The organism is Burkholderia sp. AU31624, assembly GCF_020420065.1.
In the GTDB taxonomy this organism is placed as follows: domain Bacteria; phylum Pseudomonadota; class Gammaproteobacteria; order Burkholderiales; family Burkholderiaceae; genus Burkholderia.
In genome coordinates, this window is sequence record NZ_JAIZRT010000008.1 from 96,404 (window position 1) to 110,146 (window position 13,743).

The following is a 13,743-nucleotide window of genomic DNA, read 5'->3' on the forward strand; positions in this document are numbered from 1 at the left end:
CTACGACGACTGGAGCCGGGACAACGACGAAGTCCGGTCAGTGCGCGTGAATCCACTGGTCCGGATCATTGTGCAGCGCATGCGCGACCCACTGGGTGCGATGGCTTACCGAATGCGCGATTCGGCGACGCTATCGCGCGTCGGCGTGATGGCCGGATGACTTCCGCACGCGCGCGAGCGGATTGGAGATATAGCGAATCGCGCGGTTGCTGAGCGTTGCCGACGGCAGCAAGCATGCGAGCGACAGCCCGGCTACGGCCGCTTTCTTGGCAACGCCCCAGAACGGGTTGCGCAGCACGGTTTGCCAGTAGCGTCCTGATTCGCACAGGAACCAGCGCCAGCGCCGCACGAGCGGGGCGTGATAGAGCGTGCTGGCGAAGCGGGCCTTCTCGATCGCGAAGTCGAGCGGCGCGATCGGCAATGCTTCGTGCAGCCGCGTGGCGGCGAGCATGCGCAGCGTCGCCCACCGGCGTTCGGCTTTCAGCGCGCCTGTCGCGGCGTCTTCCGAATTGGTGAGCGCAAGCGCCGGCGTGTCGACGGACGGGCGCGTCCCTGGCTGCTGGTGGACGCGATAGCCGCCGAGCGTCGCATCGATCATGTGCACGTTGCCGAGCAACGCGATACCGTAGATCGCGTAGAAATCCGCACCGTGTAGATTGTCCGGGGTGACAGGCACCGGAAAGATGCGCTTGAGCGCGTCGACCCGATACGCGTTGCCCGATGCGGGCGGCGACGGGTACAGCCAGCCCGCGCGCAACAGGCGGCCGCAATCGGTGTCGACGGCCGACTGCGGTACGCTGGCCCCGGTCACCGCACCGTCCCGCGCGATCACGTCGAGCCGGAAATGCACCTTCACGAAGTCGCCGGATGCGAACGCGGCCAGCACGCGGGCCGCGGCGTCGGCATAGAGCAGGTCGTCGGCGTCGAGCAGGATCACGTAGCGCGTCGTGAGATGCTCGATCGCGCGGTTGTATGCGGCGACCTGACCGCGATTCTCCTGGAACACCGCCGTCACGCGCTCGCCGTACGAGCGAATGATGTCGCGCGAATCGTCGGTGGAACCGTCGTCGACGACCAGCACGCGGATGCCGGGCGCGCTTTGTGCGAGCGCCGAATCGATCGCATCGCGCAGGTACGCGCCGTGGTTGTAGTTGCAGATTGCGATGGTCAGGGTGGTCATGAACGGATTCCGGACGAGCGAAGTGCGGACGATCCGGGTGTCCGGCGCGCAGGGTGCGGTGCCCCGGAGCACGGTCGCATCGCATGGCGGCCATGATACGCGTCGTCGATCGGCATTCGGTTCGCGAGCCTACCGTTCCGCGATCCGCTTCAGCGAAAGCGCGATGAAGCGTCAACGGCAAGCCGGATACCCGATACGCCGCGCGGGCAGGATGTATTGGTCTGTTGACGCACTGAAGCGCGGCGGGTTCGAATGGTCCAATCGACGGTATCGTCGGAGGACAACTCGGTCGGCACGCAGCGATTCGGATGCGCGGGCCGGCACGTTCGAAGTCATTCCAGGGAGTCGACTCGATATGCGTAGATCACGTGGCACGTTTCTCGCGCGCGCAGCGCTCGCCGCCATGTGTGCGGCAGGCGGGCTGGCGGGGCCGGGCGGTGCCGCGGCGGCATCCGGCACGTCCGCGCCTGGTGCGCTTCATGCGACTGTACCGGATGCGGTCGTTCGTCCCGCTGCGGACGCGGCCGATCAGGCCGACATGCTGCAACATGCGCTGGACGCGTTGCAGCCGGGCCAGCGACTGGTGTTCGCGCCGGGCCGGTATGTGGTCGGCCGGTCGCTGGTCGTGCGGCAGCGGCATGTGGTGTTGTCGGGCTACGGCGCGACGCTTATCGCGACCACTCCCGGCGACCAGACGATCGAGATGAGCGGGGACGGTACGACGCTCGTCGGCTTCCGGCTCACCGGAACCGGCACGACACGCCTCACGACGCCGGAGTCGTCGAAGGTCGAGGTGACGGGGCGCGGTGTGCAGGTGCTCGACAACGTCATCGACGGCGGCGCGGGAGGCGGGATCTTCGTGTTCGGCGGCGCGGACGTCGCGATCGTCGGCAACGAGGTGCTGTCGACGCTGGCGGACGGTATTCACATGACGCACGGCTCGCGCAACGTGCTGGTGCAGGGCAACGTCGTGCGCGGCACCGGCGACGACATGATCGCCGTGGTGAGTTATCAGGCGGAAGGCGTGCTGACGCGCAACGTGCTGATTACCGGCAACTCGCTGGAGGGCAATCCGTGGGGGCGGGGCATCACGGTGGTCGGCGGTGCGGAAGTCACCATCTCGAACAACGTCGTGCGCAACGTACAGGTGAGCTCCGGCATTCTGGTCGCCCAGGAAGACAGCAATCGCACTGCCGGCTCGTCCGACATCCGCATCGAGGGTAATTCGATCGCGGATATCCAGACGGCGACGGATCGGGCCGATGCTCGCCCGGTCACGCAGCAGGCGGCGATCGAGGTCAGCACGTGGTCGGGTTCGGTGTCGCGCGTGACCGTGATCGGCAATCGCGTGTCGCATGCGCGATTCGACGGCATTCGCCTGTGGGGAAACGTGTCGGGCGTGCGGCTCGCGGACAATCAACTGTCGGGGATCGGCGGAATGCCGGTCCGGATCGACCGTGCGCACGATTGCGCGGCCGGCCGGCAGGTGGGGGCATCGGCACAGCAGGCGAAGGGCACGCCATGTGCGGGCGCCGCGCTTCAGCCGCTCTCGGCGGCAGGCGGCGCGATCGGCGCGGACACGTCGGTGTTGCCGCGCGTGCGCGAGTCCCTCAGGCGGCCGCGCTGGCCGCAAGGCGGCCTCCACTGATCATGCGTTGCGTGGGCCGGCGGCGCCAGGCGAAGAACAGGCGGCCGCCCGTTGTTCGCGCGGCGGCGGGTGTTGGCGTCGCACACGCCGTCGCAATCCGCATGCACTTACCGGATGACGTCGCGTTCCGCGGCTTCCTCGTCCGGTTCGCGGGAGGCGAGCGACGGGTGCGGCGGCGCGGTCCCGACGACTGCCCGCCCGTACTGATCCTCGAACCGCACGATATCGTCCTCGCCGAGATAGTTGCCCGATTGAACCTCGATGATTTCGAGCGGAATCCGGCCGGGATTCTCGAGCCGATGCACTTCGCCGACGGCGATGTAGGTCGATTCGTTCTCGCACAGCAGGAACGTCTCGGTGCCGCGCGTCACCTTCGCGGTGCCGCGCACGACGATCCAGTGCTCGGCGCGGTGATAGTGCATCTGCAGCGACAGCTGCTTGCCGGGTTCGACCACAATCCGCTTCACCTGGAAGCGCTCGCCGAGATCGATCGAATCGTAATGGCCCCACGGCCGCTGCACCTTGCGGTGCTCGCTCACCTGCGGGCGCCGGTCGCTCTTCAGGCGCGCGACGATGTTCTTCACGCGCTGCACGTCGTGCTTGTTCGCGACCAGCACGGCATCGGCCGTCTCGATCACGACGACGTCCTTCATCCCGACGCACGCGACGAGGCGGCCTTCCGAACGCACGAGGCTGTCCTGCGTATCCTCGAAGACGATCGAGCCGCGCGCGACGTTGCCGTGATCGTCCTTCGGCATGATTTCCCAGATCGCGTCCCACGTGCCGACGTCCGACCAGCCGGCCGCGAGCGGCACCACAATGCCTTCGATGCCGAGTTCGGTGTGTTCCGCGAGGCGCTCCATCACCGCATAGTCGATCGAATCCGATGGGCACGCATCGAAGGCGGCCGCATCGACCCGGAAAAACGGATCGTCGGCGACGCCCGCGCGCCACGCGCTGTCGCAAGCGGCATGGATGTCCGGCGCGAGTGCGCCGATCGCTTTCAGCCAGACCGAGGCGCGCGTGACGAAGATTCCGCTGTTCCACCAGTAATCGCCCGATTGCAGGTAGCGCTCGGCGAGCGTCGCATCGGGTTTTTCGACGAAGCGTCCGATCGCGTAGCCGCCGTGGCTGCCGTGGCGGCCCGAGCGCGGCTCGCCGACCTGGATGTAGCCGTAGCCCGTCTCAGCGCGACGCGGCAGCACGCCAAGCGTGACGATCGCGCCTTCCTGCGCATAACGCGCCGCGCGTGCGACCGCGTCCTGGAACGCGGCGACATCCGCGATCACGTGATCGGCCGGCATCACGGCGAGGACAGGATCGTTCGCGAGCGCGTTCGCATCGAGCGCGGCCAGCGTCAGCGCGGGCGCCGTGTTGCGCGCCGTGGGCTCCAGCAGGATGCGGGCAGGCGCCGAGCGGCCGTGTACCTGCTCGGCGCTCATGAAGCGATGTTGTTCGCCGCATACGAGTAGCAGCGTGTCGCCGAGCGACGCGTTCGCGATGCCGTTCAGGCGGCGCGCCGTCGCCGACAGCGGCGACTCGTTCGAGACCAGCTCGATCAGCTGCTTCGGATACTGCTCGCGCGACAGCGGCCACAGCCGCGTGCCGGAACCGCCGGCGAGAATCACCGGCAGGATATTCGGCAGATCGGGTTCGGGAACCGGGTGAAGGGCGCGGGTCATCGGTTCGCTCCGGTATCGGCGGGCAGCCGGGTGTGAGGGCGGCCGTCGGCGCGCGTATCGTCGTCGCGCGAGAACGAAACGGCGCGCGACAGCAGGTGACGCAGCGCACCGGCCGTACGGTCGGCCGGCCGGATCAGGCCGACGAACGGCGCCCCTAGTTCGAGATACGGACCGTAGGCCTTGCGGAATCCGAACCGTTTGTAGAACGCCTGACGCGGCGCGGGGACGTGCATGCGCACCGCGGTGTCCGGCCATGCGGCCTGCGCAGCGGTGAGTGCGCGCTCGATCAAACGCTCGAGCGTCTCGTCGTCGCGGCAGCTTTCGCTCGTCAGCACCTTGTCGATCATGACGTCCGGATCGATGTCGTCGCCGGGCAGGATGCGCGCGTAGGCGGCGACTTCCGTCGTGTCGCCGTCGCTCGCGCTCGCATAGACGTGCAGCGCGCCCGCGTCCTTGCCGTCGATGTCGAGATGCGTGTGGGCGTCTTCGACCACCAGCACGGCGTTGCGCGCGCGCAGGATTGCATAGAGATCGACGGCGCTCAGATGTTCGAATTCACAACAATGCCATTCCATGATGCTGTCCTCGCGTGATGCCTTCGGCATGCCGCGCTGCACGAACGCGATCGTTCCGTACGGCGTGGCGATCTTCATCATCCGGATGCGCGCTCCGGCGGTCTGTTCGAAAGCGTACTCACGCTCCGGATTCGCAAGTCCGGCGCGCGCTATGGGGCGGTGTGCGCGACAAGCGAGCGTCGCAATGTGCGACAGCACACATCGTCGGGGCCGCTGCCTTTTCATAATTGATTCATCGTGGCGGGCTGCAATGAAGTGCGACTGGCCAGCATCGCACGCGAACGAGGCAGCGGGGCGCGGGACCGAGGATTGCGCGTGCCGCCGACGGGCCGCTCGCGTACCGTATCGTCGGCAAGCTGCCGACCGCATGCGTGGACGGCCGCCGCGACCTACCGTTGGGCCTGCATCCGGTCGAACCGCGGGGGTGTCCGGTCGCGTGGGAATGGCCATCATGCTGCGCCGCGAGACGCGCGTGCCGGCCCCGCGTATTTCAAACTCGTCGACGGCGATTCGCGCGAAAAGCGCCAGCAGGCGCGATACCGTTGATTACGGCGTGATTACGACGTGTAACGGTGGGACGGCCCTCGCGCCGGCGCAATGGGATGGGGTTATCCGGGGGCGCGCGCGATTATGTGGTGCGAGGGACACGGTGCCGCCACTTTGACGAGATTTCGACGGAAATTACGGGTAATCGACGGTATCAATCTTGCGGAAAAGTAGTATTTGCCACTGATTGACGGGAAAGGTCATAGATAATCAAATCTCAGTGTTCAAAAAGGGGGCGGTGCGGAACGGCCGGCGCCGTAACGGCTTGATTCAGGTTTATCTTTTGCTAACAAAACCGGCCCGAAACGGGGTGTAAATTCAGGTGCGATGAAATGGGGCAGTCAATCCGGGCGCGGTTTGGCGGCCCTCCGGTTCAGCATCGGCGCGATTGTCGTGTACGACGCGATGCCCATGCGGACGGCTTTTGTTTGCCGACGTGCCCCGCCTGGCGGCGGGTTGCTTCAAAGCCGGAATGTCGTGGCTCCCGTAGCCGCGTGTTCCGTTCGAGTTCGATGACAACGAGACGGGATGATATCCGGCTCGATCTCCGGGGGTTCTCGCCGTGTGCAGTTTCGATCTTCGCCAAGGCTGCGGAAACGCAGCGCGGAAAGGCGGCCATGCGCCGCCTGCCGCCGCGCACGCGAACGGTTCGCGGAGTGCAGAAAATGATGGTTTGTTATGAATATGCCAATAACGCGCGATAAGAGCGCCGGCGTGGGGAGCAGTAACGGGCAGCGTCCGCTGATTTACTGGACGCAATCGCCGTCCGTGATGCTGCGAAAGGAATTGTCGCGCCGCGACTGGAAGGTGTCGGTCGTCGCGCATGCGAGCGAGTTGCGCGACACGTCCGGCGAAATTACCTGCGGCATTCTCGACCTGAGCGGCGGCCATGCCGATGCGATCGGCAGCATCGCGTCGACCTGCGCGTCGATGCGCGATGTCGTCTGGGTGGCGCTCGTGGATGTCGGTCAGACCACCTCGCCGAACGTGCGCGCGCTGTTGCGCGACTACTGCTTCGACTACGTGACGTTGCCGGCGTCGCATCAGCGGATCGCCGATACGGTCGGCCATGCCTACGGCATGGAATGCCTGTTCGCGCGCGATCGCGAACAGCTCGAATCGGAGGAAAAGGGCATCGTCGGCACCTGCAGCGCGATGCTGCGGCTGTTCGATACGGTGCGTCGTTTCGCCCGCACCGACGCGCCGGTGTTCGTGTTCGGCGAAACGGGAACCGGCAAGGAACTCACGGCCGTCGCGATCCATCGCCATTCAGCGCGGCGCAACGGCCCGTTCGTCGCGGTCAACTGCGGCGCGATTCCGCCGCATCTGCTGCAATCGGAACTGTTCGGCTATGAGCGCGGTGCGTTTACCGGCGCGAACGCGCGCAAGATCGGCTACGTCGAAGCCGCGAACGGCGGCACGCTGCTGCTCGACGAGATCGGCGACCTGCCGCACGAGAGCCAGGCGAGCCTGCTGCGGTTTCTGCAGGAACGCTCGATTCACCGTCTTGGCGGCAGCGAGCCGGTGCCGGTGGATGTCAGGATCGTGTCGGCGACGCACGTCGACCTGCGCGATGCGATGGAAGAAGGACGCTTTCGCGCCGACCTGTTCCACCGTCTGTGCGTGATGCGCATCGACCAGCCGCCGTTGCGCGCGCGCGGCAAGGACATCGAACTGCTCGCGCACCACATGCTCGAACGCTTCCGCGGCGATGCGCGCCATCGCGTGCGCGGGTTCTCGACGGATGCGATTACCGCGCTCTACAAGCACGACTGGCCGGGCAATGTCCGCGAACTGATCAACCGCGTGCGCCGTGCGGTCGTGATGACGGAGGGGCGCCTGATCACCGCGCGTGACCTCGAGCTCGAATACTGTCTCGATGCGGCGTCGCCGTCGGTGGCCGACATCCGCAAGTCGATCGAGCGCGAGGCGATCGAAACCGCGTTGCTGCGAACGCGCGGGCGCGTTGCCGCTTCGGCGCGCGAACTCGGCGTGTCGCGCGCGACACTGTATCGCTGGATGGAGGCGTACGGTATCGAGCGGCCGCGCGGGACGGGCTCGTCCGATTGATACAGGGCGGCACGACGCTCGCGGGGCCGCGAGCGTCGTGTCAACCGGCCTGCGTGGCTCGCACCGCGCGCGCGGCGTTCACGGCGCGGATTTCCACCGCGGGCGGGACATTGTCGCCGCCCGCCACAGGCTTCCCGTCGATGCGCAATGGAACGAGCGCGATGCGCGCCGGCGTGCCGGGCGCGAGATGGAACCAGTCGTCGCCTGGCATGAAACCCGGCGCGTCGATCTGCACATGGCGCGCGACGTGTCGCGTGTCGACGTCGACGTGCCAGGTCTCGCCGGTGCGCGACACGCATGCCTCGATCCCGAGTTCGCGACGTGCCAGCACGGCCGGATGCGTGCGCGACACAAAATGGAACGCCTGCGACAGCAGCGCGCCGTCGTCGGCCCGCAGGGTCGCGACGACCGTATCGTGTTCGCACGGGCCAAAACGGTATGCATAGGTCCAGTCGAAGAAGCGGCCGAGCAACTCGGCCGAGCCGAGCCGCACCGTGTCGTGCGCGGCGATCCGCACCGGGCAGCCGGCCCGCGCGACCGGCGTACGGCCGTCGCGCAGCGCGACCAGCTCGATTGACGCCGACAGCGGCGCCGGGCGCTCGTTGACGACGTGCACGTCGAGCCCGTTCAGCCCTTCGTCGATGAGGAGCACCTGGATCGGCTGCAGCACCTGACGCAGCGCATACCATGCCGATTTCGGCCGGTGGGCGGCGTCGATCACGCCCCATCCGGCGCCCGGCATCACGTCCTGGAACTGCCAGACGAGCGCGCCGGCGCAGCGCGAGCCGGTGCGGCGCCATTCGGAAAACGTCTCGCGCATCAGGTCAGCGATCACCGCGCGCGACAGCTCGAAGTAGCGCGCCGGATCCTCGCGCCGCAGCCGGTCGGGCACGACGTCGTACAGCGTCTGCAGATAGTGGTCGCGGACATCGTCGAAATCCCACGACGTGCCGGGGTCGCGCGGCACGGCCGCTTTCCACCGCGGCTCGTGCACGCCGGGCCAGCCGAGTCCGGCGAGTGTCGCGTCGCACGGCACGTTCGCGAACGCGAGGCATTCGCTCGCAAAGCGCACGTCCGCGCGTCGCGCGTCGTCGAGCGGACGCAGGTACGCACCGACGCCGTAGTAGTGCGACACGCGTTCGCGCGGCGTGAACGGCAGTACGCCGCCGTCGGGCGAATCGGGCACGTACGGGACATCGGGACGGAGCGCGGCCGCGTGGCCGGCCAGCCGGTCGGCCGTCAGTTCGAGGAAGCGCTGCTTCGGCCCGAGCCCCGACATCGCGGCCTGTTGCGCGATCTCGCTGCCGCCGCACAGCACCGCCAGCGACGGCGAAGCGCCGTGACGCGACAGGAACTGGGTCGCTTCGCGATCGACGTTGGCCGCGAACGCCGGATCGTCGAGCGCGTAATCGAAGTTCGCGAAACCGAAGTCCTGCCAGACCAGCAGCCCGAGCCGGTCACACCCCGCGTGGAACGCGTCGGCCTCGTAGGTCATCGTGCCGCCGACGCGGATCATGTTGAAGCCGGCGTCGCGTGCGAGCCCGAGCAGGCGGCCGTAGGTCGCGTCGTCCGTGTGTAGCGCGAGCGGCGCGGCGCTGCTCCAGCATGCGCCGCGCGCGAACACGGGCACGCCGTTGATGCGCAGTCCGAAACCCTTGCCGTCGGCGCCGGAATCGATCTCGATCGTGCGGAAACCGGTCGAGCCGAGCGGCCGGCGCGCATCGCCGATATGCAGCACAACGTCGTAGAGCGCCGGTTCGCCGTGCGTATGCGGCCACCAGCGACGCACGTTCGGTATTGCGACGTGCGTACGCAGCCGGTCGGCGCCGTCACGTTCGAGCGTCGCATGATGTTCGCCGCACGACAGCCGCGCTGCGAACGTATCGGGCAGCGGCGCGGCGAACGTCAGTTCCGCATCGAGCCAGCCCGTGTCGCCTTCGACGCGCGCCTGCAGCTTGCAGTCGGCCAGAACCGGCCCGTCGGCCGGATCGAGCACGTCGACGGGCCGCCACGGGCCGGTGGGCACATACGGCGGAAACCAGCCCGGCATGTGCCCGAACAGCGACGTGCGGATCGTGCGCAGCCCGGCCGGCTCGGCGAGCCGCGTGCGCCAGCGCGCACGGCGCGGTGCGCGTGCGTCGCGCAGGTGCGGCGCGAGTGCGCGGAAACAGAGGGTCAGCCGGTGGGTGCCGTTGAGCGACACGGGCACGTCATGCGTGACGAACATGCTGTCGGAGCGGAGGATCGGCGTGTCGTCGAGCCACGCTTGCGCGAGCGTGGCGAGGCCGTGAAAGCGCAGGATGCGCGGCCCGCGCCCGCGCAGCTCGACGCGGTACCAGTGGTCGCGCTCGTCGAGCGATGCAGCTTCGTCGAGCCGGCCGGCCACCGCGAGCGCCTGCGCGACCGTGCCGGGCACCGGCGCTGTGATCCAGTCGCCGCCGTCGACCGGGAGGTCGCGCGGTTCTCGCACGGCGCCTGCGGCCGTCGCCAGCATCGACCACGCGGGCAGGGCGCGCGCGCGCGTCACCGCATGGCCGGCACGGGCGCCGCGATGTCGCTGGACTCGCTGCGCACGGGCTTCACGTGCCGCAACGGCGCGCAGATCTGCCGCGCGCACGCGACGACGTCCGCGTAGGCGGCCTCGATCGCCTCGAGCGTCGAGTCGCCGCGCTCCTCCTTGCCGCGCGCGCACGCGCGTGCGAGCCGGAATTCGAGCACCATCGCTTCGGATGCGATGCGGTCGCACGCGGCGCGGATCTCGGCGAACGGCCCGACGCAACCGCTGGCCTGCAGCCAGCGCGCGTAATGGCCGAACAGCTCGAAATTCGCGCCGAGCTGGCGCACCGAGTTGAACGAGTACGCGTGGAAATGCTCGAGCGGCGAATCGGCGAGCGTTCGCGCATCGGTCTGCAACTGCCGCCGGAACGCGGCGATCGGGTTGACGACCGGCAGGCGCCGCAGGTGGCGCTGCAGCGCGGCGAGCGACGTTTCGCACAGCTCACGTTCGTCGAGCGGCGCAAACCGCCGCTTCGCGCATTCCACGTAAGGCGGCAGCGTCATCGGCGAGCTGTCGCCGACGAGCCCGTTGTAGTCGAAATCCTCGGCCACGTAATAGCCGCTGTTGTGGAAGTAGCCGATCTGGCGCTTCGCGCGGTCGATCGCATCGATGCCGATCGTCGTCTTCGTGTGCTGCGTGCGGTAGCTGCTGCCGCGCGTATCGGGCAGGAACCACGCGTCGACCTCGACGATCATCAGGTGGCCGCGCGCAACCTGCGTCTCGATGTGCTGGTCGAGCGGTTCGTAGATCGAGTGCTCCTGCACGACGATGCCGTACAGCCGCTCCAGTTCGTCGTGCGGAAACTTGAAGAACGTGAACTGGTCGCCCTCGAAATCGAGCGCGATCGTAAACGGCAGCGCCGCGTATGGATTGAAGCCCCACCACCGGAGCACCTCGAGCCACATGTCGACGTAGCAGTTGGTCTGCTTCCAGACCATCTCCTGGCTATGCAGCGGATGCGGCCGGTAGTGGCGCGCGCGGTGGCGCACATCCTCGAACGACGCGTGTTCGCCGTCGCGGGACACGAATCTCATGGCGTGCCCCACAGCACGTCGCGGACTTCGCGCGGCCACGCCTCGATGTCGAAGCCGTGATGGCGGAACAGCGCGAGCGTGAGCCGTTCGAGGCCGAAGCCGACGCAGCCCGTGTGCGCGACGTCGCCCGTCGCGGTGCGGATATCCCACAGCAGCCCGAAATGATCCATGTGGTAGTTGAAGCTCAGGCACGCGGTCTGGCGATCGTCGTGCTCGATCGGGATCAGCAGCTCGAACTTCAGGTTCTGCTCGCGCTGGCTGTTCGCGACGATCTTGCCGCCGCGCCCGAAGAACGGATCGTTCGCGAGGTCGATCGCGTTGGGCAGGCGCAGCGCGTCGATCATCCGCGTACCGCGTTCGATCCAGGTCTCGCGGAACGCCACGATCTGCTCGGGCGTGCCGATCCGCACGTACTCGCGCATCCGGAACAACTGCATGCGGGTCGGGTCGAGCGACGGCTCGTGACGGAAGCAGTACGAGAAAACGTCGACGATCCGGCCGTCCGCCGGCAGCGCACCCGCGCGGGCGACGACGGGGTAGACCGGGTAGCACGCGGCGGGCGTCATCACGACGTAGGTCGGCTTCTGGCTTTCCGTCCAGTCGTCGCCGCGATCGAGGCACTGCAGTACGCGCTGGTGCTGGTGTTCGTCGCCGCAGAACGCGTGCACGCTGCCCGCGAGTTGCGGAAAGCTCTTCATGTATTCGCTGCGCTCGAACTCGGTGCGGCTCATCGCCGGCGGGAAGCGCAGCACTTCGGCCTGCTGGTCGGCGCCGAGGCGCGTGACGAACGCGTCGAGCGCTTCGACGACGCGCTCGAACCGTTCGCTGCGGCCGAACAGGCCCTGGATGCCGGTCGAGACCAGCAGGCCCGCGTCGATCAGTGCGTCGCGCAGCGGGTTGACGCCCGCGCGGTCGATCGGTGCATCGGCGGGAGCGGAGGCGGCGGAGGGCACGGCAAGGCGATCGTTCACGTATGTTTCTCCAGCGTCGCAGGACGCAGCGCGAGCAGCAGGTTCGAGGTGTTGACGGCAATGCGGTCGTTGCTGATCATCAGCGGCGCCGCATGCAGGTCGCGAATGTGGCGGCCGATGCTGAACGGCGTGCCCTGCTTGTAGCCGGCCATCCCGCAGATCATCATGGCCTGGTGCGCGACTTCCAGCGCGGTCGTCGACACGTAGGTCTTCAGCGTGTTGATCTCGGCGGCCCGGGCCATGCCGGCCGACCACGAGCGTGATGCCGGATTCGCATGAAGGCGCAGCACGGTGTCGACGCGGGCCTGCATCGCCTGCATCAGCGCGAGCGATTCGGCGATGCGTCGCGACGCGGGCGACGGCGCGCCGTCGGTCTGGCGTGCCTGCGCGCGGAAGAACTGGTGCGCGCGATGGAATGCATCGCCGGCCACGCCGATCCAGACCGCGGCCCACAGGATGTGGGACACCGGCACCATCGTCTCCTCGGCGATCGTCGCGAACGGCACCGGCAGGCACTGGACGGCGGCGCCTTGCGCATCGAGCTCGAAGCCGTTGCTGCAGGTGCCGCGCATCCCGAGCGTGTCCCATTCGCCGCGGCGCGTGAGCGTGTAGCCGTCGCGCAGCAGCGTAACGAGTACCTGCTCGGAAGCCGGCGCGTCCGCATCGCGTCGTGCGGTCGCGAGGATGCCGTCCGCGTAGTCGCCATACGAGATCGTCGGCGCCGATTTGCGCAGCCGGAACTCGCCACCGCTGGCTTCGAGCGCGCATTGGCTCGCGCGCAGGTTGCCGCCGACGCCGTCTTCCGACGTGGCCGATGCGAGCAGCCACTGGTGGCGCACGAGCTGCTGCAGGAACAGCTTGTGCCAGCCTTGGTCGGCGGCATGATCGACGATGCAGGCGACCTGGATCTGGTGCATCGCGAACACCATCGCCGACGAGGCGCAGGCCTGGCCGAGAATCGAGCAGGCCGACGCGATGTCTTCCAGCGACGCACCCGCGCCGCCGAGATGGGTCGGCACCATCGCGCCGAGCAGGCGGCGCGCGCGCATCGCCTCGATCGCCTCGACGGGGCAGCGCGCGTCGCGGTCGACCGCGTCCGCGTGCTGCGCGGCGATCTGCGCGACGGCATGCGCGGCCTCGTCGAGCCGACGCGTATCGCTGTCGCTCGCGAGTTCGGGAAGCAGCGCGCTCATGCCGAATGCTCGGTGCGTTGCAGCGTGGTGATCGTGTCCGCGAGCGCGTCAATGCTGCGGAACAGGTTGCGGTTCAGCATCTCGTCGGGAATCTCGATGTTGAATTGCTTCTCGATCGCGAGCATCAGCTGGATCGTGTCGAGTGACGAAAGGCCCGCTTCGTAGAGGTCGTCCCCGTCGCCGATCGAATCGATCGCGGCTTCGAGATGGGCGACGTGTTTCAGGATGGTTCTGATTTCTTTTTTCACGTGCTGCTCCGGCGTGCGTGGTGTCGTCCGCTCGGGCAG

10 protein-coding genes are annotated in these 13,743 nt (G+C 67.8%); 2 read left to right on the forward strand and 8 right to left on the reverse strand.

What is annotated here, in order from left to right:
- Positions 1-130 precede the first annotated feature (130 nt).
- Positions 131-1,180 carry a glycosyltransferase family 2 protein gene (locus LGM89_RS27485; RefSeq protein WP_226274571.1) on the reverse strand — a complete coding sequence of 350 codons (1,050 nt, stop codon included), beginning with the start codon at positions 1,178-1,180 and terminating at the stop codon, positions 131-133.
- A 355-nt stretch (positions 1,181-1,535) separates the two neighbouring features.
- Between LGM89_RS27485 and LGM89_RS27490 the strand changes: the two genes are divergently transcribed.
- Entirely contained in the window at positions 1,536-2,828 is a 1,293-nt protein-coding gene (locus tag LGM89_RS27490; protein ID WP_226274724.1) for a right-handed parallel beta-helix repeat-containing protein, read from the forward strand.
- Positions 2,829-2,935: 107 nt separating this feature from the next.
- Here the strand turns inward: LGM89_RS27490 and LGM89_RS27495 are convergent, their stop codons facing one another.
- A complete protein-coding gene (locus LGM89_RS27495; protein WP_089497119.1) occupies positions 2,936-4,510 on the reverse strand; it encodes a mannose-1-phosphate guanylyltransferase/mannose-6-phosphate isomerase in 1,575 nt (524 codons plus the stop codon).
- A complete protein-coding gene (locus LGM89_RS27500; protein WP_089498145.1) occupies positions 4,507-5,085 on the reverse strand; it encodes a drug:proton antiporter in 579 nt (192 codons plus the stop codon). The genes LGM89_RS27495 and LGM89_RS27500 overlap by 4 nt, the downstream gene beginning before the upstream one ends.
- 1,224 nt (positions 5,086-6,309) lie before the next feature.
- Between LGM89_RS27500 and LGM89_RS27505 the strand changes: the two genes are divergently transcribed.
- Positions 6,310-7,701 (forward strand): sigma-54 dependent transcriptional regulator, encoded by a 1,392-nt coding sequence (locus LGM89_RS27505; protein ID WP_179243726.1) that lies wholly within the window; start codon positions 6,310-6,312, stop codon positions 7,699-7,701.
- Between the two features lie 40 nt (positions 7,702-7,741).
- Here the strand turns inward: LGM89_RS27505 and LGM89_RS27510 are convergent, their stop codons facing one another.
- Genes LGM89_RS27510 through LGM89_RS27530 form a run of 5 tightly spaced genes read right to left on the reverse strand, consistent with a single transcriptional unit; the run spans position 7,742 to position 13,704 of the window.
- On the reverse strand, positions 7,742-10,195 hold the full coding sequence (locus tag LGM89_RS27510; RefSeq protein WP_264172671.1) for a glycosyl hydrolase 2 galactose-binding domain-containing protein: 2,454 nt from the start codon (positions 10,193-10,195) through the stop codon (positions 7,742-7,744).
- A gap of 29 nt (positions 10,196-10,224) precedes the next feature.
- A complete protein-coding gene (locus LGM89_RS27515) occupies positions 10,225-11,292 on the reverse strand; it encodes a DUF1839 family protein (protein WP_226274573.1) in 1,068 nt (355 codons plus the stop codon).
- Entirely contained in the window at positions 11,289-12,263 is a 975-nt protein-coding gene (locus tag LGM89_RS27520) for an amino acid--[acyl-carrier-protein] ligase (protein WP_226274574.1), read from the reverse strand. Before LGM89_RS27520 ends, LGM89_RS27515 begins: the two co-directional genes overlap by 4 nt.
- Positions 12,260-13,456, reverse strand: coding sequence for an acyl-CoA dehydrogenase family protein (locus LGM89_RS27525; protein ID WP_089497116.1), 1,197 nt, complete (start codon positions 13,454-13,456; stop codon positions 12,260-12,262). Before LGM89_RS27525 ends, LGM89_RS27520 begins: the two co-directional genes overlap by 4 nt.
- The gene (locus tag LGM89_RS27530; protein ID WP_089497115.1) at positions 13,453-13,704 is read right to left on the reverse strand and encodes an acyl carrier protein; all 252 of its coding nucleotides are present in this window, start codon (positions 13,702-13,704) and stop codon (positions 13,453-13,455) included. The genes LGM89_RS27525 and LGM89_RS27530 overlap by 4 nt, the downstream gene beginning before the upstream one ends.
- Positions 13,705-13,743: the final 39 nt, after the last annotated feature.